At 37.8% G+C, this 25,195-nt stretch carries 21 protein-coding genes, 3 tRNA genes, 1 other RNA gene and 1 pseudogene; 14 read left to right on the forward strand and 12 right to left on the reverse strand.

Translation table 11 applies throughout. The annotated features are described in order from the left end of the window. Window positions 1-15: 15 nt before the first annotated feature. From AC1M83_RS05730 to AC1M83_RS05745, 4 genes are all read right to left on the reverse strand, one after another. Window positions 16-90, reverse strand: a tRNA-Gln gene (locus AC1M83_RS05730). A gap of 5 nt (window positions 91-95) precedes the next feature. Then, a complete protein-coding gene (gene ispE / locus AC1M83_RS05735; RefSeq protein ID WP_035269285.1) occupies window positions 96-926 on the reverse strand; it encodes a 4-(cytidine 5'-diphospho)-2-C-methyl-D-erythritol kinase in 831 nt (276 codons plus the stop codon). Window positions 927-938: 12 nt separating this feature from the next. Further along, window positions 939-1,523 (reverse strand): lipoprotein insertase outer membrane protein LolB, encoded by a 585-nt coding sequence (gene lolB, locus AC1M83_RS05740; protein ID WP_092766842.1) that lies wholly within the window; start codon window positions 1,521-1,523, stop codon window positions 939-941. 6 nt (window positions 1,524-1,529) lie between these two features. After that, window positions 1,530-3,242, reverse strand: a complete 1,713-nt coding sequence (locus AC1M83_RS05745; RefSeq protein WP_481590210.1) for a tetratricopeptide repeat protein — start codon at window positions 3,240-3,242, stop codon at window positions 1,530-1,532. A gap of 76 nt (window positions 3,243-3,318) precedes the next feature. Here AC1M83_RS05745 and hemA point away from each other — a divergent pair, with 76 nt between their 5' ends. Continuing rightward, window positions 3,319-4,602 (forward strand): glutamyl-tRNA reductase, encoded by a 1,284-nt coding sequence (hemA, locus tag AC1M83_RS05750; RefSeq protein WP_481590211.1) that lies wholly within the window; start codon window positions 3,319-3,321, stop codon window positions 4,600-4,602. A 23-nt stretch (window positions 4,603-4,625) separates the two neighbouring features. Here the strand turns inward: hemA and AC1M83_RS05755 are convergent, their stop codons facing one another. After that, the gene (locus AC1M83_RS05755; RefSeq protein WP_092766839.1) at window positions 4,626-6,521 is read right to left on the reverse strand and encodes a DNA primase; all 1,896 of its coding nucleotides are present in this window, start codon (window positions 6,519-6,521) and stop codon (window positions 4,626-4,628) included. Between the two features lie 129 nt (window positions 6,522-6,650). Then, a complete protein-coding gene (locus AC1M83_RS05760; RefSeq protein WP_035269296.1) occupies window positions 6,651-7,667 on the reverse strand; it encodes an outer membrane protein assembly factor BamD in 1,017 nt (338 codons plus the stop codon). Between the two features lie 71 nt (window positions 7,668-7,738). On the opposite strand from AC1M83_RS05760, the gene rluD reads away from it, so the two are divergent. The 5 genes and pseudogenes from rluD (at window position 7,739) to AC1M83_RS05785 (ending at window position 13,267) form a co-directional block, all read left to right on the forward strand. Then, entirely contained in the window at window positions 7,739-8,791 is a 1,053-nt protein-coding gene (gene rluD, locus AC1M83_RS05765) for a 23S rRNA pseudouridine(1911/1915/1917) synthase RluD (protein ID WP_481590212.1), read from the forward strand. Window positions 8,792-8,808: 17 nt separating this feature from the next. Beyond that, a complete protein-coding gene (gene pgeF / locus AC1M83_RS05770) occupies window positions 8,809-9,591 on the forward strand; it encodes a peptidoglycan editing factor PgeF (RefSeq protein WP_481590213.1) in 783 nt (260 codons plus the stop codon). Beyond that, a pseudogene (locus AC1M83_RS05775) lies at window positions 9,592-10,153 on the forward strand (flavodoxin family protein). Between the two features lie 294 nt (window positions 10,154-10,447). Beyond that, entirely contained in the window at window positions 10,448-11,710 is a 1,263-nt protein-coding gene (locus AC1M83_RS05780) for a hypothetical protein (RefSeq protein ID WP_228133287.1), read from the forward strand. Between the two features lie 237 nt (window positions 11,711-11,947). Continuing rightward, window positions 11,948-13,267 carry a hypothetical protein gene (locus tag AC1M83_RS05785; protein ID WP_155756995.1) on the forward strand — a complete coding sequence of 440 codons (1,320 nt, stop codon included), beginning with the start codon at window positions 11,948-11,950 and terminating at the stop codon, window positions 13,265-13,267. A 29-nt stretch (window positions 13,268-13,296) separates the two neighbouring features. Here the strand turns inward: AC1M83_RS05785 and smpB are convergent, their stop codons facing one another. Further along, window positions 13,297-13,773: an SsrA-binding protein SmpB gene (gene smpB / locus AC1M83_RS05790; protein ID WP_035269908.1), complete on the reverse strand. Its 477-nt coding sequence runs from the start codon at window positions 13,771-13,773 to the stop codon at window positions 13,297-13,299. Between the two features lie 139 nt (window positions 13,774-13,912). On the opposite strand from smpB, the gene coaD reads away from it, so the two are divergent. The 4 genes from coaD to AC1M83_RS05810 all read left to right on the forward strand — a co-directional run bounded on the left by coaD (window position 13,913) and on the right by AC1M83_RS05810 (window position 15,228). After that, window positions 13,913-14,404: a pantetheine-phosphate adenylyltransferase gene (coaD, locus tag AC1M83_RS05795; RefSeq protein WP_035269911.1), complete on the forward strand. Its 492-nt coding sequence runs from the start codon at window positions 13,913-13,915 to the stop codon at window positions 14,402-14,404. Window position 14,405: 1 nt separating this feature from the next. After that, window positions 14,406-14,669 carry a YfhL family 4Fe-4S dicluster ferredoxin gene (locus AC1M83_RS05800; protein WP_092766836.1) on the forward strand — a complete coding sequence of 88 codons (264 nt, stop codon included), beginning with the start codon at window positions 14,406-14,408 and terminating at the stop codon, window positions 14,667-14,669. A 28-nt stretch (window positions 14,670-14,697) separates the two neighbouring features. Beyond that, an RNA gene (rnpB, locus tag AC1M83_RS05805) (RNase P RNA component class A) lies at window positions 14,698-15,079 on the forward strand. A 72-nt stretch (window positions 15,080-15,151) separates the two neighbouring features. Further along, window positions 15,152-15,228: transfer RNA gene (locus AC1M83_RS05810), tRNA-Met, on the forward strand. Between the two features lie 57 nt (window positions 15,229-15,285). On the opposite strand, the gene AC1M83_RS05815 is transcribed toward AC1M83_RS05810, so the two are convergent. Continuing rightward, window positions 15,286-15,693 (reverse strand): hypothetical protein, encoded by a 408-nt coding sequence (locus AC1M83_RS05815; RefSeq protein WP_481590214.1) that lies wholly within the window; start codon window positions 15,691-15,693, stop codon window positions 15,286-15,288. Window positions 15,694-15,850: 157 nt separating this feature from the next. Between AC1M83_RS05815 and AC1M83_RS05820 the strand changes: the two genes are divergently transcribed. Then, a tRNA-Met gene (locus AC1M83_RS05820) sits at window positions 15,851-15,927 on the forward strand. 35 nt (window positions 15,928-15,962) lie between these two features. Here the strand turns inward: AC1M83_RS05820 and AC1M83_RS05825 are convergent. From AC1M83_RS05825 to AC1M83_RS05835, 3 genes are all read right to left on the reverse strand, one after another. After that, window positions 15,963-16,982, reverse strand: a complete 1,020-nt coding sequence (locus tag AC1M83_RS05825) for a hypothetical protein (RefSeq protein ID WP_481590215.1) — start codon at window positions 16,980-16,982, stop codon at window positions 15,963-15,965. Next, the gene (locus AC1M83_RS05830; RefSeq protein ID WP_481588917.1) at window positions 16,975-18,600 is read right to left on the reverse strand and encodes an NAD+ synthase; all 1,626 of its coding nucleotides are present in this window, start codon (window positions 18,598-18,600) and stop codon (window positions 16,975-16,977) included. Before AC1M83_RS05830 ends, AC1M83_RS05825 begins: the two co-directional genes overlap by 8 nt. A 341-nt stretch (window positions 18,601-18,941) precedes the next feature. Continuing rightward, window positions 18,942-19,430 (reverse strand): hypothetical protein, encoded by a 489-nt coding sequence (locus AC1M83_RS05835; RefSeq protein WP_481590216.1) that lies wholly within the window; start codon window positions 19,428-19,430, stop codon window positions 18,942-18,944. 282 nt (window positions 19,431-19,712) lie between these two features. Here AC1M83_RS05835 and AC1M83_RS05840 point away from each other — a divergent pair, with 282 nt between their 5' ends. The 3 genes from AC1M83_RS05840 to AC1M83_RS05850 are packed head-to-tail and all read left to right on the forward strand — an operon-like array spanning window position 19,713 to window position 23,120. Then, window positions 19,713-20,666 carry a metal-dependent hydrolase gene (locus AC1M83_RS05840; RefSeq protein ID WP_481590217.1) on the forward strand — a complete coding sequence of 318 codons (954 nt, stop codon included), beginning with the start codon at window positions 19,713-19,715 and terminating at the stop codon, window positions 20,664-20,666. Between the two features lie 15 nt (window positions 20,667-20,681). Further along, window positions 20,682-21,527 (forward strand): SDR family NAD(P)-dependent oxidoreductase, encoded by an 846-nt coding sequence (locus AC1M83_RS05845; RefSeq protein WP_481590218.1) that lies wholly within the window; start codon window positions 20,682-20,684, stop codon window positions 21,525-21,527. 15 nt (window positions 21,528-21,542) lie between these two features. Further along, the gene (locus AC1M83_RS05850; protein WP_481590219.1) at window positions 21,543-23,120 is read left to right on the forward strand and encodes a flavin-containing monooxygenase; all 1,578 of its coding nucleotides are present in this window, start codon (window positions 21,543-21,545) and stop codon (window positions 23,118-23,120) included. 155 nt (window positions 23,121-23,275) lie between these two features. On the opposite strand, the gene gltA is transcribed toward AC1M83_RS05850, so the two are convergent. After that, window positions 23,276-24,550, reverse strand: a complete 1,275-nt coding sequence (gltA, locus tag AC1M83_RS05855; RefSeq protein WP_035269948.1) for a citrate synthase — start codon at window positions 24,548-24,550, stop codon at window positions 23,276-23,278. Window positions 24,551-25,195 lie beyond the last annotated feature (645 nt).

A 25,195-nucleotide genomic window follows, 5' to 3' on the forward strand; every position in this document is an offset into this window, starting at 1 on the left:
ATGTATAGAATGAGATGGCAGGGGCGGCTGGATTCGAACCAACGGATGGCGAGATCAAAACCCGCTGCCTTACCACTTGGCGACGCCCCTATCATTTAAACGATGATTTGATTCAATGGTGATTGTTCTAAACTATTCACTAAGTAAGCTTTACAAGGTGAATGAGCAAGAATGTCATCAATGTTCATTTCAGTCGTTACTTCAGTAAAAACACAAGCACCTGTACCTGTAAGTTTTGCAACACCGAACTGATCTAAATATTGCATTGCTTCATCGACTTCAGCATATAGACTTCTTGCCAGAGGTTCAAAGTTATTTCTGAAATCAGATGGCTTTATCTGATAGGCGCAAAATTTAGAGGTCTTCGTGTCTCTTGTCAACGATTTTTGTGAAAAAAGCAGTTGAGTGCTGATAAAACAGTCAGGTTTTAACACAATGTATTGTTTTTGATCTAAGTCTATGAATGTTAAGTGTTCACCAATACCTTCTGCCCATGCATTACGACCATGGATGAAGATGGGAACATCAGCACCCAGTTGTACACCAATTTCTGCTAATTGATCACGATTTAAGCCACATTGCCAAAGTTGATTCATGATTAATAACGCGGTAGCCGCATTTGAAGAGCCTCCACCGAGTCCTGCACCCATCGGTATATTTTTTTCGATGTTGACATGAATGCCTAATTTTTCACTTTTGGCATAGGGTTTCAGCATCATCATTGCACGATAAATCAAATTTTGTTCAAGACTTACTTCTGATAGGCCTGAAATGGAGATAGATTGGTTAGAGATTGGAGTAAATTCCATCCAATCACAAAGATCTATCAACTGAAAAATAGTTTGCAACTCATGGTAACCATTTTCACGGCGCCCCGTAATGTGTAAAAACAAATTCAGTTTTGCAGGGGAGGGTACACGAATCATAAATAATCAAACTTAACGATTTTGAATTACCATTGTAATACGATTTTCAGTTCCATCTTCAAGTTGTTGCTTTAAAATCAAACGGTTTGGTTGTGTAGATTGACCGTTGTAAGATAATTGAATATGCCAACCTTGTTCTTTAATTTCACTGATTCGCATCGATTCGTCTTTTTGAATTTCAGCTTCTTCAGTCGCTTGCTTAGCTTGTACCCAATCGACTAAATAAGTAATTGGTGCTTCCCAACCTGTTGCACGAAACAATAACTCTTCAGGTGAGTTGGCTGTAATTTCACCAGTTTTGGCACTGTTCAGTGTCACTTGACCAGGTTGACCTGAGATTTGAGTTTTACCGACTCCAAGAATTCCGCTTAACTCGATATCAAACTGTTCATCTTGCTGTTGCCAAGTAAAAAAAGCACTGCCTGATTGCTTGGGGGTCTTAACGCCAATTTTACCCTGAAGATTAAATTGATTTGATTGTTCAAGGTTTTGCGTTGTTGGCGGTGATGGTTGAGTTTGAATTGCTTGACAGCCAGTTAACCCAAGAAGTGCACTACTTGTGGCAATCAGCAATAATGATTTTAAATTTAAGATCATACAGTATTAACTCTTTTTGATATTTTGTGGCAACAATAAACTATCGAGTTGATCCAATTGAGGATGATTTGGATGATTTTTATGGAGTTGATGTAACACTTGGCTAAATTCTTCCAGTGAACCCAGCATATAAAGCGATTTAGCATATCGAATGCCGATATTTGGACTTTGGCTGAGTTGATATGCTTTCGCAAGTACACGGGTGGAAGTGTCAAAATCGTTTTGAAGAAAGCAGATATAGCCTAAGGTATCTAAGATAGATGCTTGTTCTGGGGCATTGTCTAAAGCTTGTTCGGCATATTGTCTCGCCTCATCTAAACGACGATTTTGCAACGCCAGAGTATATGCATACGCATTCAGATATGTTGGACTATTGGGTTCGATCGTGAGTAATTTTTTAAGCAATTCATCTAATTGATCGCGATCCGTAAATGGATCAAGTAATAAGACTTGAGAATATAAAATTTCAGGGTCATCAGTTAAGTTTTTAGCCGCTTCTTTGAGTAAGCCCAAGGCAGCTTTGTTATTGCCCATTTTTTTGAGTATTTCAGCTTGTGCTTGATATAAGAAACTCGCATGTTGGGGGTAATTCACCCGTTCCTGAGTCAGAAAGCGCAGCGCATCACTTAAGCGATTTTGTTTGTCATAGATTGAAATTAGATTTCGTCTAGAAACCATATATAAATTACCATCTACAAGTCGATAATAAGCTTTAGCTGTTTCAAAATGTTGTTTTCGTTCAGCATTTAATGCCAAATAAAAATAAGCATCATTTTGATACTGTCCAGATGCACGTAGTTCGACCAAATACTGTTCAGCAAGCTCATATTCTTTGAGATCAATTGAGGTTAGACCAGCGATAAAAAGAGCTTCTTCCGAATCAGGCCATTTTTTTATGATGCGTTTTAATTTGCTTAACGCCTGTTCATTTTTATTCAGTTTAATTAAGTAGCGGATTTCAGCCAGACTGAGCTCTAAATTATTACGATTTTTACGAGCACTTTTTTCAAACCATTTTAGCGTCTCTTCTTCGTCGCCTAAAGCCATGAGTAAGTTGGCTTTCAGTAAGATAAACCCTGTTGATTTGGGGCGTTTTTTTAATGCTTTATTTAAAGTAATTAAGGCATTTTCGATTTCATTATTTTGTGCTTGTAAACTCGCAATCAAAACGAGAATTGAAGGATTGTTACGCGTTTTACTATTACGCAAAGTGTTTAATAAATATGCTCGATCCTCAGGGGATTCCGGAGAAATTCCTTCAAGAATTTGTTCTAAATCTGATTCAGGATCTAAATTTAAAATATCATCGAGCACATCAGCAGCAAGTTCATATTCGTGTGACTTTAATGCGATATGCGCAAGATAGAATTTTGCAGGTACATCTTTGGGTTCTTGCACGACCCAATGGGTTGCAATATCTAAAGCGGCTTGTAAGTCGTTTTGTTCGAGTGCAACGTTAAGTGCACGTTGTTTTAAAGCTGTTGAACTGGTTTGGATTGCAAGTACGGTATAGTTGTGTAAAGCAGTCGGTGTGTCATGTGCAGCTAAAGCAAATTCTGCAACCATCGCCTGTTGTAAAACTTTATGATTTAAATTGGCATGGTAAAATTCTCCAGATGCTCTAATATGAGCACTGTAAGTCATGCTACTCACTAACAAGAGTGTGGTAGAATACTGTCGAATTGTTATGCCGGTTGTGCGGCTCATTGTTTGACGCAATTTTTTTATCCAAGTACTGCTTTTTATGACACCGTTATTGCACAATAGCATAAATTTAGCGAATTGATGATCTGATATGTCTTTCTTTGCATTGGGTGTCAACCATCAAACAGCCTCAGTTGAATTACGAGAGCAAGTTGCTTTTAACCCTGAAAAGTTAAAACTATTGTTGACTGAACAAAGTCACCATGACCAGCTGAACGATATGGTTGTGGTGTCAACCTGTAATCGTACTGAAGTCTACGCCATCGCCGATAATGCGGACATGGTATTAGATTGGCTCGCTCAAAAAAATGGCATTGATGTAAAACAATTACAAAATCATATTTACCGTTATGAAAATACAGATGCTGTGACACATTTGATGCGTGTTGCATCAGGATTAGATTCACTCATGCTTGGAGAGCCTCAGATTATGGGGCAAGTTAAGTCTGCACTTAATTTAGCAAAAGAGTCTGAAGTTGTTTCACAAAATTTAAATCGTATTTTCGAATATGCATTTTATGCTGCTAAGAAAGTGCGTTCAGAAACAGCGGTCGGTAGTCATGCTGTATCCATGGGTTATGCGGTAGCACAGTTAGCACTACAAGTTTTTAGTAAGCCTGAACAATTAACCGTCATGGTGGTTGCAGCAGGTGAAATGAATAGCTTGGTTGCAAAGCACTTGGCTGAAATGGGCGTTGCTAAAATTTTAATTTGTAACCGTGGTCAGGAACGGGCGGAAATTTTGGCGCAAGAAATATCACATCGTGTTGCGGTAGAAATTATTCCTTTTGTTGATTTAGCTCAAAATTTACATCGCGCTGATGTGATTTCAAGTTGTACAGGAAGTTTACATCAGGTCATTTCCTATCAAGATGTTAAGTCAGCACTCAAAAAACGTCGTTACCGTCAAATGTTGATGGTCGATTTGGCTGTTCCTCGCGATATTGAGTCTAAGGTTGAAAGTTTGGATGGTGTTTACCTTTATGGGGTGGACGATCTTCAAGGTGTCATTGACGAAAACTTAGCGCAGCGACGCCAAGCCGCTGTTGAAGCTGAAGTGATGGTCAACCAATTAGCAACACAATTGGTGACTCAGCAGAAAGTTTCACAAGCTGGAGCGACTATTAGTGAGTATCGGGCTCATGGAGAAGAAGTTAAAGCATTTGAATTAAACCATGCATTAGATCGTTTAGCCTCTGGCGATGATGCAGCCATTGTCATGCAGGAAATGGCGCATCGTTTGACGCAAAAGCTATTACATCCTACATCCATCTTACTCAGAGAAGTCGCTAAAGATGAAAATCCTGATGTCTATGAAACGATTAAAGTACATTTAGAAGATATTTTTAGTGCTCAGCGAAAACTAAAAAAATAAAAGCGGTCACTGACCGCTTTTATTTATTCATGTAGTAAGCGTAGTCCAATTTTTTTGGTTAGCTCATTCAGTTGTTGTCTTAAGTTTTTAGACTCGTTTAATGATTTTGCTGCTTTAAATTTGATTCTCAGATATTTTTCTTGAAGTGAAAGCGAGTATTCTGAGGCAAGTTTATCAGCCATTTCAGGGGCTTCAGTGAGTGTTTGAATATTGGTACGTTTTAAAATCTCAGAGAGTTCATGATGAAATGGGCTACAAGCACCCAAAATATAATAACTCGCTAGCTCTTGGTCGTCTGGCAGGTCATCAAAAATGACATTAAAAATTTTTAATACTTTTGCAAGCAATTCATCTTCAGGAATCACTGCACGTAATACTTCAAAATGAATATAAAGAAATGGATGGTACATTAACATTGCGACTGCGAAATCTTCATCTCGTGTGCGAATATTAAATGATAATGAAGCGTCAAGACTCACTTGAGGTTGCCACTTTTTATTGAATCCTAATTTTTCTTTGAAATATTGACGAATCAAATAGCGATACGAACCTTGCTTAGGCATCAGATTGGTGAGTTGATTTAGCTCAGCCATGACCTGACTTTTACCTTCAGGTGTATTGATTTGATATTGTTGACTGAGCAGTGAAAAAGCAAACTCAGATAAGAGTGGTGATTGTTGCCAAAGTCGATTGAAAGTTTCAACACCTTCCTTACGAACTAATGAGTCAGGATCATGCTCCGCAGGTAGAATAAAAAATTTCAGTTCACGACCATCATTTAAGAGGGGAAGTGCAATTTCTAAAGTGCGTCGAGCTGCTTTTTGACCAGCCGAATCACCATCAAAAGCAATAGTTAACTGATTGTTTTGTTTAAATAATAGATTCAAATGATCAGCATTGCTCGCCGTCCCCAAGGTGGCAACTGCGCCAGGAATGCCAGCTTGCTGTAATGCGATGACATCCATGTAACCTTCAACCATTAACCAATGATTGGCTTTGAGCTTACGACCTTCATATAAGCCATAGAGTAGTTGGTTTTTATGGAAAACTTCAGAGTCTGGCGAGTTGATATATTTGGGTTTGATCTCGTCATTCAATGCTCGTCCACCAAATCCGACAACGCGACCTTTTGCATCACGTATAGGAAAAATGACACGTTCTCGTAGTAGATCAAAATCACGACCAGAATCACTGGTTCTGATCAAACCGAGTAGTTTTAATCCTTCAATATCTTGCGGAAATGCTTTTTCAAGATGTTGCCAATCTTCTGGGGCATAACCTAATCGCCAATACTTAATCGTGGTATCACTTAGTCCGCGTCGCTGAAAATACTGTTGCGCAATTTGGCTATTTGGAAGTTGTTTTTCATAAAATAAAGCAACATTTTCAAGAAGATCGTATAAATTACCTTCAGGTGCGACCTCAACTGAATTCAAGTCATCTGTATTAAATTGATACTCATCGAATTCATAGTTTTGAAATGCTTCAAAAGGATCTACATCAAAAGCTGAAGTAGGCGGAGAAATGATTTCTGCTGCATCTGCTTCAATGGGTGCCTGCGGTTGCTTTTCTTGGTTAGGTTTAATAGGTTCTCTCTTGTATGAGAGTTTTTTATTGTCTTGATTGTCTTTAGGTAATTCGATACCGGTTTGGCTTGCCAGGTCTTTAATCACCTCGATGAAATTGCGATTATCAATATCCATCATAAAGCGAATTGCATTTCCATTGGCTTGGCAACCGAAACAGTGGAAATATTGCTTATCACGGTAGACGTGAAAAGAAGGTGTTTTCTCTTGATGAAAAGGACAACAGCCTGAATAGGTACGACCTGACTTTTTTAATTTCACACGTTGGCCAATAAGATCGACGATGTCAGTTCGATCTAAAATTTGATCAATCGTATGTTGTGGAATTGCCATAATTAAAAAGCCAAAAGAATGAGGAATAAAGTGATTGAATTAAGTCTATCCTAAACACTTAAGACGATAAATAAAGCCATGCAATAAAAAAGGTGGGTAATCCCACCTTTTTTGATTCGTAAGAATGGATTATTGACGCTGTGGGTCGTACATACTTTCATTTGCTGGCGCACTTTCCACATTGTGATCTTTATTACCAAGCAAGCCAAAGCTTAAGCGATTCAATAAACCGGGTTGTGTATTGGTGTTGTCAGATTGCTCTGCTGATACTTCTGCCGTTGTTTGGCTGCGTGCTTCACGACCTAAAATACCCAAGGTTGCACGATTTAACCAACTTCCATCTTTACGTGCTGCGCGTAAATCGACCTCACCATTAGACTTCACAAGATGAGGGTAGTTTAGCTTTAGCACTTCAACGTATTGTTGAGATGTTGCCTTGTCACCGAGTTTATCGTATCCGTAAGCAATCGTTGCAAGCGCTTCTGGTACTTGAGGTGTTTGAGGGAAATGTTCCATAACCCATTGTCCACGCTCAACTGCTGCAAGCCAAGCTTTACGCTTTAAGTTAAAGCGAGCCGCATTCATTTCACTTTCAGCAAGTTCTTGACCAATAAATTTCATGCGCTGAGCAGCATCTACAGCATACTGACTACTTGGGAAACGACGAATGAAATCAACAAAATTTTGATATGCAACTTTTAAATAGCTGACATCACGATGAGCCTGTTGGAGTGATGTATAGCGGATGAGACCATCATAGTTTTGCTCCATATTCGCCACACCACGAACATAGTAAGCATAATCAACATTAGGATGTTGAGGATTTAAACGAATAAAACGGTCTGCTAGCGCAATAACAGCTTCATAGTCTTTTTGTTGAAAACGAGCATATAAAAGATCGAGTTGAGCTTGTTGAGTATATTGACCTGTAGGGTAATAAGTTTCAATTGCTTCTAATGATTGTGCTGCATCGCTATATTGACCACGATCTAATGCTTTTTGTGCTTTATCGAAATAAGATTGTTCGGTTGATTTAGGTCCAGTATCTACAACATCCTTCTTGGGATTACTACTACAGCCCACAAATGTTGCTGCTAAGCCTAGCGATAAAGCAAGCATCGTAACTTTATAACGTGGTAGCGACATAAAAATTCCTCTGTTTATACGGGCAATAGGCTACAATTGCACTATTAAACCACTTTTGTCCGAATGAGCAAATGACTTCAGCACAAACTTCTAATTCTAATTTCCCAGAAATCGACATCAATTTACTTGAAGATTCTGAGGATGCAGATAACCATACTTCAGCCCCAACTGCAACACGTTTATCGTTGCAATTTCAAGTGGATGAGAGTTCTCTTGGTCAGCGAATAGACCAAGTTGCTGCGCTCGCTTGGAACGAATTTTCGCGTGAAAAATTGAAACAATGGTTGAAGGATGGTCATTTGTTGGTAAATGGTCAAGTTGTGAAACCAAAATATAAAAGTGAAGGGAATGAGCTACTCACGCTTGATGTAGAGCTTGAAGCCCAAGTCACCAGTCAACCTGAAAATATCCCTTTAGATATTATTTATGAAGATGATGACATCTTAGTCATTAACAAGCCAGTGGGGATGGTTGTACATCCTGGCGCAGGAAACCCGAATGGTACTTTGGTTAATGCACTGTTGTATCATTTTCCTAAATCAGCAGAATTATCTCGAGCTGGTCTAGTACACCGTATCGATAAAGATACTAGTGGTCTCTTGGTTGTAGCTAAAAATTTAGAAGCTCAATTTTCCTTAAGTAAACAGTTAGCGAAAAAATCAGTTTATCGAATTTATGATTTAATTTGTTATGGCAATATTATTGCAGGCGGTAAAATTGATGAGCCGATTAAACGTCATCCTGTAGATCGTGTAAAAATGGCGATCTTACCAGGTGGTCGTGATGCCGTGACTCACTATAATGTGAAAGAAAGATTCCAAAATTTCACACGTGTTCAAGCACAATTAGAAACTGGACGTACTCATCAGATTCGTGTTCATTTCACTTATATTGGTTTTCCTTTGGTCGGTGATCCAGTTTATGTCAGTCGTGTCAAAGTACCTGCAGGTGCTTCGGAAAAACTTGCTACTCATTTACGAGAGTTTAGACGTCAAGCACTTCATGCATCAAAATTGGGGTTAGTACATCCACGTACAGGTGAAGAAATGATGTTTGAAGCACCATGGCCTGAAGATTTCACAGCATTACTTGATACTCTTCGTACGGAAAATAAGGCTTACTAAATTAAAGGAAAGTTTACATGCAAATTGTGCAAGGTTTGCCCGAAGGTGTTGTGGTAGGACAAACAGAATTAAGTCACCCTCACGCACTTAAAACACCACAGACTGACTTAGAAGGTTTTAACTTGGCGTTGCATGTAAATGATCAGCCAGAACGTGTTCATCAGCATCGAATGTACTTGTTAAATGACTTCTCGGTCTATGGGGTGAATCGATTGACTTGGATGAACCAAACGCACAGTACAATTTGTCATGTTGTAAATGATGACATGAGCTTACGCGCCCTAAATGGCGATGGTTTAGTGACACAACAAAAACATCATGCATTAATGATGATGACGGCAGATTGTTTACCGGTGGTTCTCGGTAACAAAGATGGTACTGAAGTCGCTAATTTGCATGCAGGTTGGCGAGGATTGGCAAATGGTATTATTGAAAATACAGTCAAGGCCATGAGCACTCAACCCTCTTGGGCGTGGTTAGGTGCGGCAATTAGTCAGCCATGCTTTGAAGTGGGTGAAGAAGTAATGCACACATTCTGCGATAGGATTCCAGAATTAAGTTCAGCATTTCAAAAGGGAGATCTAGAGGGTAAGTATTACGCAGATCTGTATGCGATTGCTCGCCATATATTGAAAAGTTTAGGGGTGGAACAGGTTCTTGGAGGTGAGCGGTGCAGTTACACGGAGGATCAGACATATTATTCTCATCGCCGTAATTCAAAAACCGGCCGCATGGCAACATTTGTATTTATGCACAGTAATCAAGAAACTCATCTGATTTCTCAAAGTTTCATACTATGACTGACCAAACTTCGTAAAAGCATCGCTATCGTTTATTACATCCCATTTTGTCACACTAACAAAGTCGCCGAACATATCGCCATTGGTGCACAAAAACTCAATATTGAGGTATTGCTCATCAATGTTACAGACGTGAACTGGGAGTTGCTTGATCAAGCTGAATCTATTGTATTTGGCTGTCCTACTTATATGGGAAGTCTAACCTCAGCGTTGAAATTATTTATGGATCAATCTTCAAAGCGTTGGCTAGCGAGAACATAGCAGGGCAAATTGGCAGCTGGTTTCACAAATGGTGGAGGATTAAGTGGATATAAGTTGGCTGTGCTTCAGCATATCAATCTTTTTGCAATGCAACATGGCATGATTTGGTCTGTACTACCGCTAATGTTTACAGGTAGATCGCATCAAGATCTCAATCGTATGTCTAGTTTTTTGGGGACTCATGACGCAGTCTGATAATGCGCCTGTGGAGGTAACACCTCCGAGTGGGGATATTGAAACGGTCACATGGTTTGGTGAACATTTAGCGAATACCGTATTCAGGTTAAATTGCATGGATTAAAAAATCATTTTCATCTAATTTAATTATTTATTGCTCGCTTGAAATGTAATGATGAAATGAAGTGAAGTTAACTAGGTTGTTGAAATTAAATTTATAATTGTTTATTCAGACAAAGAGCTGATCAATTAATTACAAAATAGTGTTAAGTATTTCACATTAAATTTTAAAAATAATTATAATTAATCATCGAATAAAAAACGTGCGCCATTGGACTTGGTTGCCTAAAAATTACAAGGTTTGGAGTCATTCATGACCTACACTTCAAAAAATATTGGGTTCAATTCAGCTGTTTTAATGTTTGTTCTCATGTTATCACCACTGGTGCACGCTCAAACAACCATGGAAAAATTGGACGATCGGGAGTTGTCTGACATTTCTGGTCAAGCTTTATTAAGTATGAGTTATATCGATCCCAATGATGGGGCAAACAATATGCGAGGTAAAGGCGTTGGCTTTTATAAACTCGGAATGGAAGCAGATATAGAGCTCAATGCAAATATTAAGCATTTACAACTTGGCTGTGGTGGTATTAATGGAGCAGGTGGATGTGACATTGATATTGAAAATCTGAGTTTGAGTGGTGTGTCAGACACCAGAGAAGGTCGTGCAGGTTCTTCAGCCAAGTTAACCAATCCATTTTTAGAGTTTGCGGTAAAAAATCCAACATCGGCATCAACGCGAGAAGTCGTTGGATTGCGTCTCAGTGCTGAAAAAGTATTAGGTTTGCTGACGCTTGGTGATGAAAACTCTGACAAACCGAATGGCATTAACTCACTCAGTGGTTATTTAAAAATTAATCCGACCCAAGGTATGGCTTATACCAATGCTCGTAATATGTCCTATAGCGATACTAATTTAACGATCGATGGGAGAGTAAAGCCAAACATTTGTATACCAATCTTGGGATGTTTAGGGATTCCATTAGGATTTAAATCTGATGATTACAACCTCGCGTTACAAGAAACCTCAGCTCCATTAACACTGAATGGTGCTGTGATATCTGGCACTCGAATGAACTCTGCAAGGTTAAGTGGTATCGCGCATATCAATCCACTGTACTTTGATGGTGATTTAAAGGCTTCCTTAAATGTATCTCTTGGGTTATTAAATTTACAAAAAGAAGTGACTGGAAATATTACAGGTTTAAAAGCCAATATTACTGTTGATCAAAACCTAGGCTTTATCCATAAAATCATGCTCAACAACCCATTTTCACTTTCTCTACAAAATAGTGAGGTCTGGTGGCCAAATGCTGATGTTGCCGCAAAGCAAGGTTGGTGGATGGCATTTAATGATTCAATTGATATTGGGGATGTTACACCTGAGAAACGTATTGATATTACTAATGATGTATTAAAACAAGTGGTTGGACCTATTGGTGAATACATTACTCGAAATCCCATCGAATGTACTGTCTTGAATTGTCTTTTTGGGGATAAGTTAGGTGTAGGTAATGTCAATTTACCGAATACAAGTGTGAATTTTCCATTAAAAGACTTGCAACTAAAAAATCAAACCTTTGCTCCAAACTGTTATGGAAATTTAAGATTCTGTTAAATAGGTGATGTACTTGAGTTTTTGAGTTCGCATTTCATCGGATAAATGATTATTTACATCACATATTAATACTGTTGATTGTGATGTAAGTCTCTAAAAATATTCAATTTTATTATTATTTCTCTATTTCAATTCGTTAAGTCAAGTTTTGAGCCTCTTTATTTTTTTCATTAATTTATAGATAGTAATGCTGTTGCTTATGGATTAAGCCTGAATAAAAATAATACGGAGACTCTAATGTTGAAGAGTTTACTTGTTTCTATCAAATTGATTTTATCAACATCTTGCTTAGTGTTGATTCCTTTGTCTGCAACTGCTAATAACATTCAGAATGATTTAAAAATGATGACTGATGAAGAGTTATCTGCGACAAACGGTCAAGCTTTATTAAGTATGAGTTATATTGATCCCAATGACGGGGCAAACAATATGCGAGGTAAAGGCGTTGGCTTTTATAAGCTTGGAATGGAAGCAGATATAGAACTCAATGCAAATATTAAGCATTTACAACTTGGCTGTGGTGGTATTAATGGAGCAGGTGGATGTGATATTGATATCGAAAATCTGAGTTTGAGTGGTATGTCAGACACTAGAGAGGGTCGTGCGGGTTCTTCAGCCAAGCTAACCAATCCATTTTTAGAGTTTGCGGTAAAAAATCCAACATCTGCATCAACTCGAGAAGTTGTGGGTTTGCGTCTCAGTGCTGAAAAAGTATTAGGTTTACTGACGCTTGGTGATGAAAACTCTGATAAACCGAATGGTATTAACTCACTCAGTGGTTATTTAAAAATTAATCCCACTCAGGGTATGGGTTATACTAATGCTCGAAGTATGACCTATGCCGATACTGGTCAAACTATCGATGGAAAAGTGAATGCAAGAATTTGTTTGATTTGTATTATTGCACCTACTTTGACACTCGATTTTAAATCGGATAGTTATAATCTAGCATTACAAGAAACGACAGCACCAATTCAAATCAATGGCACTACAGTATCTGGTACTCGAATGAGTTCTGCGCAACTGACAGGTGTTGCCAATATTAATCAGTTGAATTTTGGTGGTGATCTCAAGGCCAATATCCAAGTGCTAGGGGTAGGATTGCTGAATTTGCAAAAAGAGGTCAGTGGTAACATTACGGGCTTAAAAGCCAACATTACGGTAGATCAAAACTTAGGTTTAATTCATAAAATCCCTGTAAACAATCCATTCTCACTCTCTGTTCAAAATAGTGAGATCTGGTGGCCAAATGCTGATGTTGCTGCACAGCAAGGTTGGTGGATGGCATTTAATGATTCGATCAATATTGGAGATGTTACACCTGAGAAGCGTATTGATATTACAAATGATGTGTTAAAACAAGTAGTTGGACCAATCAGTGATTATATCAGCCGAAATCCTCCATCTTGTAATGCACTTGATTGTTTGTTTGGTGACAAACTTGGTGTTGGAAATGTTCATTTGCCGAATACCAATGTAAATTTTCCATTAAAAGATTTACAACTTAAAAATCAAACTTTTGCTCCAAACTGTTATGGAAATTTAAGGTTCTGTTAATAAAAAAACCGCTCATTTGAGCGGTTTTTTTATTTATGAAAAATTCTTGCTTTATCGCGCTGCCAATCGCGGTCTTTTTCAGTGGCACGTTTGTCGTGTAATTGTTTACCTTTAACAAGTGCAATTTCGAGTTTGACTAAACGACCTTTCCAATAGCACGCCAAAGGTACACATGTGTAACCTTTTTGATTGATCGCCCCTTGGAGTTTCTCGAGTTCACGACGTGAAAGAAGTAGCTTACGAGTACGTGTTGCTTCGGGAACGATATGAGTTGAAGCAGAAAGAAGAGGTTGAATTTGAGCACCAAATAAATAAGCTTCATTATTTTTGAAAATAATATAGCTTTCCGTGATACTCATGCGTCCAGCGCGAAGAGATTTTACTTCCCAACCTTGTAACGCTAAACCAGCTTCAAATTTTTCCTCAATAAAATAATCGTGACGTGCACGTTTATTTAGCGCAATAGTGCCACTATTATTTTTTTTAACTACAATCGATTTCGACATAATACAAATATTCCAAGATTAGGCCTATTTTGCCTCAAACTTGGCTTGAGGTGAAGTCATTTCACTGTCAACAAGTGTGCGTGTGAATTGAGTTTTTGTTAAACTATGCGCCTACATAATAATCTTAGAGTATAAATGGATGTCTAAAACTCGTGTCATCTATCCGGGAACATTCGATCCTATTACCAATGGTCATATTGATCTTGTCTCTCGTGCTGCAAAAATGTTTGATGAAGTTGTAGTTGCGATTGCAATTGGTCATCACAAAAATCCAGTGTTTAGTTTAGATGAGCGAGTTGCGCTTGCAAAATCATCATTAAGCCATTTAGATAACGTAGAATTTGTTGGTTTTGATGGTTTGTTGGTGAATTTTTTTCAAGAGCAAAAGGCAACAGCTGTACTCAGAGGTTTAAGAGCAGTGTCTGACTTTGAATATGAGTTTCAACTTGCAAATATGAATCGTCAATTAGATTCAAATTTTGAAGCTGTATTTTTAACGCCGTCAGAGCAATACTCGTTTATTTCATCCACATTAGTTCGTGAAATTGCACGTTTGAAAGGTGATGTGACGAAATTTGTGCCAAAAGCAGTTGTTGAGGCATTTGAACGTAAGCATCAGCAAGGTTGGTAGAGTGTCTTTAATTATTACGGATGAGTGCATCAATTGTGACGTTTGTGAGCCTGTATGCCCAAATGAAGCGATTTATATGGGTGAACTGATCTATGAAATTGATCCGAACCTATGTACTGAATGTGTTGGTCATCATGACCAACCCCAGTGTTCATTATTCTGCCCAGTAGACTGTATTCCTAAAGATCCTAATCATGTGGAATCTGAGGTTGAATTGCTGGAAAAGTATAAAAAACTAATTGCTCAAAAAAGCACGAGCAATTGATCTCAAAGTTTGTTAAGATGCGCCACTTGAAGTGAGCCAGACGATCGCTGCTGTGAAGGTCTTTGTGACTAAAGCAGGGGAGGAAAGTCCGGGCTTCATCGGGCAAGGTGCCAGGTAACGCCTGGGAGGCGTAAGCCTACGGAAAGTGCAGCAGAGAGTAGACCGCCATTTTGCAACTGAACTTCGGTTTAGCCTAGAAAATGGTAAGGGTGAAAGGGTGCGGTAAGAGCGCACCGCATGACTGGTAACAGTTCATGGCATGGTAAACCCCACCTGAAGCAAGACCAAATAGGAATCCTTAAGGTATGGCCCATACTGGATTCGGGTAGGTCGCTTGAGCATATGAGTGATTGTATGCCTAGAGGAATGATCGTTCTAGACAGAACCCGGCTTATCGGCTCACTTCAACAAATTTTGATCAAACAGTGTCGATATTACTTGACGGATACATCAATCAAGTAGATAATGCGCGCACAGTTTACGGCTATGTAGCTCAGTTGGTTAGAGCACCGCACTCATAATGCGGGGGTCACAGGTTCAAGTCCCGTCATAGCCACCATTTTTATAGACCACACTCACTAGTGTGGTCTTTTTTTATGTGTGGAATCTTGAGTTTTCATTGGCACTGAATAAGCTGAGGATCTAGCTTAATTTTTGGAAACTCTTGTTCAAATTGTGCTAATACAGCTGCCTGATTTACATTTGAAAACACAATATTTTGCAAGCTATCAATTTTTTTCTCAGTTAAATAAAGATGTGCACAATGTAGAGCGACCGCATTCTCTTTACTCACGGCAAGTTTATGATCTTCAGGAATAACATCAATATGCACGAGCTTTTGTTGAGCACGGCTTAATTGAACTAGAGTTCGTTTTTGTTGCATGGTTATAAAATTTTGAGCATTGATCCATTGAGCGACATCCATGCGTACACCGTGATAATTCACAAATATGGGATGAATCGTTTGGCATCCGCTCACAAGGCTTAAACAGCATATGAGAATGAAATATTGAGGATTGAGCATGATTTTGATGTCATTGAAACCTTACTATTACAATAAAATCATATAATTATGGATTAATTTTGTTCAAATAAGGTTTATTTGTATAAAGGGTGATCATTAGTGCTTTCGTATGCTTGACGATACTACGATAACTTAAGATAATGCGCACACAGTTTACGGCTATGTAGCTCAGTTGGTTAGAGCACCGCACTCATAATGCGGGGGTCACAGGTTCAAGTCCCGTCATAGCCACCATTTTTATAGACCATGCTCACCGCATGGTCTTTTTTTTATTTCTCAAAATGTTTTGAGATAATATCAAGTGTAGATTGTGCTTGATAAAAAGGCTGAATCAAACTTTGAATTAATTGTTCTAGAACGCCAAAATCATTTAACATGCTGATAAGTTGAGGTGCAAAACGATGGGCTTCGATCATTAAATCTTCTTGAGTTAATCCAACAGCCGTGAGTAAAGCTTGTAAACTGTAATCACCAAAATATTCATAGAACTCATCAACCACTTCTAAAATGATGGACTGAATCTCAGAAGACTGGCGCAAATTTCTCCAGGTTTCATACACCAGAATAAAAAAATCTTCGACATCAATGGCTTCAATCTGCTCAAGCTGAGCTGAAATTTTTTGAAATTGGAGATCTGACCAAATATGTTGAATGATTTCATAAAGTTCATTTTGAGGCAGTGTGATAATTTCGCCTAATTGAACCAATATTGCATTTGCAAGTTGGGATTCTAGTTTTAACTCTAATGTGTGTTGCTGATCTTGGAGAAAATTAAAAATCTTTGATTTGACCGTATTATTTTGAACTTTATTTTTTCGAAGCCTATCCAGCCAAGGTGTATATTTTTCTAAAATTTGATTTGCTAATTGAAGACTTACTGAATGTGCCTTCTCATTACTTAAAATTTGTTGTTTTAAACCATAACGTACTTGATCTAATTCAAGAATTTTATTTAGCCATAGCCCAAAATCATGGTCAGAAATTAAATCTCCGATTAAAGCATTTGAATCCTTTAAATGAAGGTAAATACGTTGTGCAACTGCGCCAATAAACTCTAGTAAATCAGGTCCAAGATTTAATTCAAAAGCATATTTTGAAACAACAGCATGAAGTTGTTCAAGATTTACAATGTCTTTTAGTTTGATTCGATTGAACTGAGCATAAGCCTGTGAAACAAACGTGTCTAGTACAGCATTAGATTCAGCATTTAATAAATACTGTTGCGTAAACCGAATTTGCTCAAGCATAAGTGCTTGAGCAAATTGATTGAGTTGTGTCGAGTTAGACACCTGCTTTCCATCCATTTACGATTGGATAGCGGCGTTCGCGGCTAAACGCACGAGAGGATATACGTGGACCAATTGCACCCTGACGGCGCTTATATTCGTTGCGATCAACCAATCCAATGACTTTAGTCACGATATCTCGATCAAAACCTTTAGAGATAATATCTTCAAGACTCTGATCTTCTTCAATATATGCATATAAAATTGCATCAAGAACATCGTAAGGTGGTAATGAGTCTTGATCTTTTTGATCAGGTCGTAATTCAGCAGAAGGTGGGCGAGTAATCACACGTTCAGGGATTACAGGCGTATCTTCCAAACTATTACGGTATTTGGCTAACTCAAATACAATCGTTTTATAAACATCTTTAAGTACAGCAAAACCACCGACCATATCACCGTACAGCGTGCAGTAACCAACAGATAATTCAGATTTGTTACCTGTAGATAAAACAAGATTACCAAATTTATTCGACAGGCCCATTAATAAGGTGCCGCGTGCGCGAGCTTGTAAATTTTCCTCAGTTGCATCAGCAGGAGAATTGCCGAAGAATGGGTGTAATGTCTGCATAAAGCTGTTGACGATTGGGTGAATTTCCGCAATACCAAAAGTGACTCCCATGCGTTTTGCCTGCTCAGTCGCGTCTTCAACACTGATTTGAGAGGTATATGTGTAAGGCATCATAACCGCTTGAACTTTATCTGCTCCAATAGCATCGACAGCGATTGCAAGAGTAAGCGCTGAGTCAATACCACCAGAGAGACCAAGAATGACACCAGGGAAACCTGAGCGTTGTACATAATCTCGTGTTGCTAAAACCAAAGCTTGGTAAATTTCTGCAATCGTATCTAATGCAGGTGCTTTGGTAGCGGCTTTAAAAGATTTAAGCTCTGCTTCATATTCAACATGAAAAAGGTCTTCTTTAAAGCTTGGTGCTTCAAGTACAACTTCACCATTTGCATTTACAACGAAACTTGTTCCGTCGAAAATGAGATCATCTTGCCCACCCACTTGGTTGACATAAACAAGATTGAGATTCAATTGTTTAGCTAACTCTTTAAGCGTAACAACACGGTGTTGAGGCTTTCCAACTTCGTATGGTGAGGCATTTAACACAAGAACAGTTTCAACATTCAGTTTGGCAAGTTGTTGAACACTCTCAAGTGTCCAGACATCTTCGCAAATTAATACACCGAATTTATGTCCTAAATACTCAAATACAAGGTGTTGATGACCCTCAGCGAAATATCTCTTTTCATCAAAAACACTATAATTTGGTAAATTTTGCTTGTTATAAATACCTAATACTTGCCCATCTTTCATAACGGCTGCAGAGTTATAGCGTGCACCCGAATCAGCTTGATTAACAAAACCAAATACCATCACAATGTCTTTCACTTCAGCCAGTTTTTCGAAAGCTGATGCTGTACGTTTGCTTAGGCTTGGACGAAGTAGGAGATCCTCTGCAGGATAACCAATGGTCGAAAGTTCAGGAAACACAATGATATTGGCATTTTGCTGTTTGGCTTCGTTAGCGAGTCCAATCATTCGATGAACATTGGCTTCTAAATTGCCGACAAATGGAGAGAATTGAGCAAGAGAAACTTTAAAACTATTCATTTAAACCAAGTCCTATCCTATAGGTTTATATACAGCACGTGCTGATTTTATTGGAGTAATTATTCAGCTGTGTGTATGTGATATTACATAACTGCCAAATGGCTCAAATTTACATCATTAAAACATGATAAAAGATCTTATTTCTTGCACAGCAAAAACTACGATTCATATGTATTCTATCTAAAATAAAAGTAGATACTAGCTTTTGCCATTGTTTGTACATAAAAAATTAAATCGTAATGGATTTGCGACACAGTAAATCAGATGTCAAAGCTGATATGGTGTTTCTGATTCACAAATCAATAGCTTGAATAAAAAATATTCTTTTAATTTTACAGTTTTTATTGATTCAAAATAATATTCGGAATCTTTTTCAAAAATATATCTCTAGCTATTTCGCCTTGTTGTTCAATGTTGTATTCATTGAAATTTTTTTTAGGGTCAAATTTATAGGCATAAGGATTATACTTTTTGAAGCAAATAAAATACACACTTTGCAGAAAAGCGCCTTTGAGCAAAACATTTTGTCCTTGTTGGTGTTGTAAAATATGAGTCATCTCGTGAATGAAAATTCCTTGATAGATTTTATTTTCTTTCGAATAGTCAGTTTTGAAATGTTTGTTACGAATATGCAAATAGCCCTTTGGTGCCATAAATACCGCTGAGGGTTGCCACGGTAGAAACGGATGATTCATGATTTTCACACTGTCAAAATCTATAAGATCACCAAAGACACTTTGGCTCAACGTGATTTCACCTTGGGTGAGTGATCTACATCTAAAAGCGTCAAATTTTATCCATTTTAAAATAAGTGGCATCCACAACATCATACTTATTTCTTAATCTACTTAAAGTTTATGTGACATTCAAAATATCACTATTTGGAATCATTACTTGTTAAAAATGGTGTTGACCTTTAATGATAATGAAAAGGTATTTACTGATTAAAACTTAATAATTTTGTTAGACAATCTTGATGAATGAGCAATTATGCCATCTCTAAAGATTTATTATGCAAATGGCTATTTCGTCTTTTTATCTTAATTTTTTAGAAACGTCGAAGAATTCACATTATTTGAATTTATTCACTGAGATAAAAGAGAAGGTTCGCCATGTTATTAACTCAGCCATTAAAAAAAATTTCTAAATTTCTAAACGGTTCTAAATTTGATCCTGAGAATCAATCAAAAGCTATTCCAATTCGTCATATGAAATTTGATTTTGATCATCAAAAGATTGATCCAAAATTTTATTTGAATGCGGAATTAGCAAGTGCTTACTTTGCCTCACTTTCAATTTTTTTAACCTATGGTGAGGATCTCGTTATTGATACAGCACGTTATCATCGTGACTTTATTCAAGATCCATTACTCAAGCAAAGAGTGACAGCGCTGATTGGGCAAGAAGCTTTACATTCTAAACTTCATGAAGAATTAAATGACGCTTTTTTAAAGGCAGATTTGCCTGTCAAATTGTTTAGATTTCTGGCGCATCACGTTTTTGAATATGGTTTTAATCGGTTGCCTCAGCCAATGAAATTATCGCTTATGGCTGGGATTGAGCATTTTACCGCAGTGCTTGCTGAATACATGATGAATCATGAGCATATTTTCTTCGAATCTCAAGATGAGAAACAACGCGCAATTTGGATGTGGCATATGCTTGAGGAATCAGAGCATAAAGATATTGCATATGATGTGTTCCAACTTCTTTCGAGTAACTATGCTTTAAGAATAGCAGGCTTTTTCCCAGCGCTTATTACGATTTTAGTGCTGATTTCTGCTGCATCACTAGTTGTGCCATTTTATCGTAAGCCATCAAATCTAATCAGTTTGAGTTACTACAAAGATATGTACCGAAGTGTAGGTTTGATCTTTGGTCTAAAAGATGGTGTTTATGGCAGTTCGATCAAACATATTTTCGAATATCTCAAACCAGACTTCCATCCGAATGATCATGATACATCAGCGTTTTTAGAGTACTACAAAGAACGTTTATTAAATCCAGTGGATGGTATTTTAACACCATACTTTACGAAGGAATTCATGCCTGCTTTAAAGGTATAAGAATAAGGATAGTTCATGCTTTTTTTTAAGAAGAAAATTAAACCGAGCCATCAGGCTTATGCTGTGGTAACGGGTGCTGGAAGTGGTATTGGACGCAGTTTTGCATTGGAAATTGCAAAACGTGGTGGTCAAGTGGTGTGTGCTGATATTAATTTAGCTGCAGCTGAAGAAACTGTTCAGCTGATTTCTCAGACCACAGGCCAAAAAGCATTTGCTGAATCCTGCGATGTGGGAAAAAAGGAAGATGTTGAGCGATTGGCGAATCAAGCAGAAAACCTTTTTAATCATCCTGTGACACTTGTTATTAATAATGCTGGCGTGGGGTTAGGTGGTAAGTTTGATGAGGTGACACTAGAAGATTGGCAATGGTGTATGCATGTCAATTTATGGGGCGTGATTCATGGTTGTCACTTTTTTGTACCGAAGTTTAAACAACAAGGTTATGGGGCAATTATTAATGTTGCTTCAGCAGCAGGATTTACAGCTGCACCTGAAATGACAGCTTATAACGTGACGAAATCTAGTGTACTTGCATTATCTGAAACGTTATCTGCAGAACTACATCAAGATAATATCCGTGTGAATGTGCTTTGCCCAACTTTAGTACCAACTAATATTATGAAGAATGGGCGATTACCTTCCAATTACTCGGGTTTAGCGGATGATTTATTGCAGAATCATGCATTTGTCACAAGCGATCAAGTTGCACAAAAAACCTTAAACAATTTAGATAAAGGCATTCTTTATACGATTCCACAACCAGACGCGAAATTATTTTGGTTGATGAAGCGTGCTTCACCGACCTTATATACCAAAATGTTAGGTGTAGGTTATCCATGGTTTAAGCGTTTTGTAAAATAATAGAGAGATAAAAGAATGACACTCGATAACGAATTAGAGAGCAATGCAGATTTAAAAATTCAAACTGCTGATCAATCTGAAAAAGCAGAAGTAAAAGTAAAGAAAAAAAATAACGCAGATAAAGAACTTAAAGTCGAACAATCACAAAAGGTGTATGACACGATTGTTGTTGGTGCAGGTATTTCCGGTATCGCTGCGGCATATAAAATGAATCAGGCAGGATATCGCGACTACATTGTGCTGGAAAAAGCGAACCGAGTTGGTGGTACATGGCGCGATAATAATTATCCAGGATGTGGATGTGATGTTCCTTCAGCCTTATATTCTTTTTCCTTTTCGCCAAGTCACAAATGGAGTCATTTGTTTGCCAAGCAGCCAGAAATCTTAAGTTATCTTGAGGAAGTGGTTGAGAAGCATCAACTGAATGAAAAAATCCAATTTAATCATGAATTAAAAGCAGCACGTTGGGATAACGAGAAGGCGCAGTGGTTGTTAGAAACTTCTCAAGGAAAGTATCTAGCAAAAACGGTAATCTTTACAACGGGACCCATTACTGAGCCATCATTTCCAAAAATTAAGGGCATAGAAAGTTTCAAGGGGGAAATGTTTCACTCTGCAAGATGGAATCATGAGTACGATCTTAAAGGTAAACGTATTGCTGTTATCGGTACAGGTGCTTCAGCGATTCAATTTATTCCTCAGGTTCAGCCATTAGCGAAAGAACTCTTTGTGTTTCAGCGTACAGCACCTTGGGTTTTGCCAAAAGCTGATATGAATTTGAATGATCAAGCGAAATCACTGATCCAGAAATTTCCCGTTATTCAATCCACTTGGCGGAGCAGTATTGCCCAAATTTTAAATGGCATTAACTTTGGTTTGCGTAATCCAAAAGTGCTGAAACCTGTGAATTTCTTAAGCAAACAATTATTGAAGTTGCAAATTCAAGATGATGAATTAAGAAAAAAAGTCACACCAAATTTTGATATTGGTTGTAAACGTCTTTTATTTGCCAACAATTATTATCCAGCATTGCAACAAGATAATGTGAAACTAATCAATGAGGGGTTGGTTGAGATTGATGGGAATACGGTTGTTGCGGCCAATGGTGAGCGTCATGAAGTAGATGTCATCATTTGGGGTACGGGTTTTGAGGTATCGCATCCGCCAATTGGTAAGCGCATTTATGATATGGATGGGAAGCTCTTAGCGGAACGCTGGAAAAATAGTTCACCAGAAGCTTATTTAGGTGCAAGTATTACCAATGTACCAAATGCATTTTTGGTGTTAGGACCAAATATTCTGGTTTATGACTCATTTATTGGTATTGCTGAAGCTCAATTAGATTATATTCTTGATGGCCTACTAAAGATCAAAAAGCAAAATATTAACAAGCTTGTGATTAAAGACGACGTTGTTAAGCGACATAATCAATTGGTTCAAAAACATCTTAAAACCACTGTATTTAATGCAGGTGGCTGTAAGAGTTACTATTTGGATGAAAATGGTCGTAACTTTGCAGCATGGCCATGGTCTCTTGCAAAATTAAAACAGCAGTTAAGCTCATTAAACTTGGATCATTATTCACAACACTGATCAAAAAGCCTGATTTAATCAGGCTTTTTTTGTTTGTAGATATTCTATATATACGAGGTTTGTATTTCATCAGGGCTGAAAACAATATTTTGTTGTTAATCAGATAATAAAAAACCACCCAAAGGGTGGTTTTTTGACTGTCGACGTAGTTCGAATTAACGAACGATATCGCGTTGAACTTCGCCAGTGTAAAGCTGACGAGGACGTCCGATCTTGTATGGGCCGCTGTGCATTTCTAACCAGTGGCTGATCCAACCAACAGTACGTGCAAGTGCGAAGATTACAGTGAACATTTCTGTTGGGATACCAATCGCTTTAAGGATGATACCTGAATAGAAGTCAACGTTTGGATAAAGGTTACGCTTGATGAAGTATTCATCAGAAAGTGCGATACGCTCCAATTCCATTGCTAAAGCTAACTGTGGATCATTGATACCTAAAGCACCAAGAACTTCATCACAAGTTTCTTTCATTACTTTAGCACGTGGATCGAAGTTTTTATAAACACGGTGACCGAAGCCCATAAGTTTAACTTCTTTAGTCTTCACTTTTTCCATGAAGCCAGCAACGTTTTCTACAGAGCCGATTTCATCAAGCATCTTAAGAACAGCTTCGTTTGCACCACCGTGAGCAGGGCCCCAAAGTGCAGAGATACCAGCAGCGATACATGCATACGGATTAGCACCAGTAGAACCAGCTAAACGTACTGTAGACGTAGAAGCATTTTGTTCATGGTCAGCATGAAGCGTGAAGATACGATCCATTGCTTTTGCAAGAATAGGGTTAACTTTGTAATCACGATCTGCTGGAGTAGCAAACATCATGTACAAGAAGTTTTCTGCATAGCTTAAGTCATTACGTGGGTAAACGAATGGTTGACCAACAGTATACTTGTAGCTCCACGCAGCAAGGGTAGGAATTTTAGCAATCAAACGGATCGCAGTAATTTCACGGTGATCAACATTTTCGATATCAAGGTTGTTGTGATAGAACGCTGATAACGCACCAACAACACCAACCATAATCGCCATAGGGTGTGCATCACGGCGGAAACCGTTATAGAAGCGGCTAACTTGATCGTGGACCATGGTGTGGTTACGAACTTTAGCGTCAAACTCTTCTTTTTGCTCAGCTGTAGGAAGCTCACCATTTAATAATAAGTAGCAAGTTTCTAAATAATCAGCTTTAGTAGCTAGTTGGTCGATTGGATAACCACGGTGTAATAGAACACCTTTATTACCATCGATAAATGTGATTTTAGACTCGCAAGACGCTGTAGCCATAAAACCAGGATCAAAAGTGAAGTGACCTGCGGCCAATACATCTTTAACGTCGATTACATCTGGGCCCAATGTGCCGCTGTAAATTGGTAATTCAATTTCTTTGCCATCAAGCTGTAATACGGCTTTTTTGCCAGTTGCTTCAGACATTCAATAGATCTCCTGTCCTGGTGAATGTTTTATCTAACCCGAAATAATCTGTTGTAATCCGTGAGTTAGACGGTTTCAAAATTTGCTCTAAGCTTAGTGAGTAGTCAAAAATTGTCAATTATACTTATGGATAAAAATGACGACCTAAAGTGACTGATTCTAAACTCAGTTAATCAGTAGGAATTTATCTGCTTTTCACTAGCGCCGCCGTATAATAAGACAATTTCAACGGTAGTGGCATAAAAAAAAAGACAAAAACGTGCATATTTTGATGATTTAAACCAAGTAATGCTTGATTATTAATACCTTTTATCAATATGTTAAAGGTTGTGAAAAGCGATTGTTTATAGAATTTGTCTGTTTTTTTAAGATGATAGACTGAATAAATAGACCAATAATGACAATGAAATATTTTTTTTCACTTTATTTACTAATTGATTAAAAAGTGTCTAATTTATGATGTTTCATTACATTTTAAGTGATGAGCTCAACATTAGAAAATGAAGTTCATTTTGTAATTAATTTATAAGTGCATATGATTTTTATCCTTTTTTACATTTGAAATTACTCAATTCAATTAGATAAAAAAACAATGACCATGTGAGCAATATTCATTTTTCTAATTAGTTTTAAAAGTACAAATTA

The sequence above is a fragment of the Acinetobacter sp. 25-47-130 genome (genome assembly GCF_056779705.1).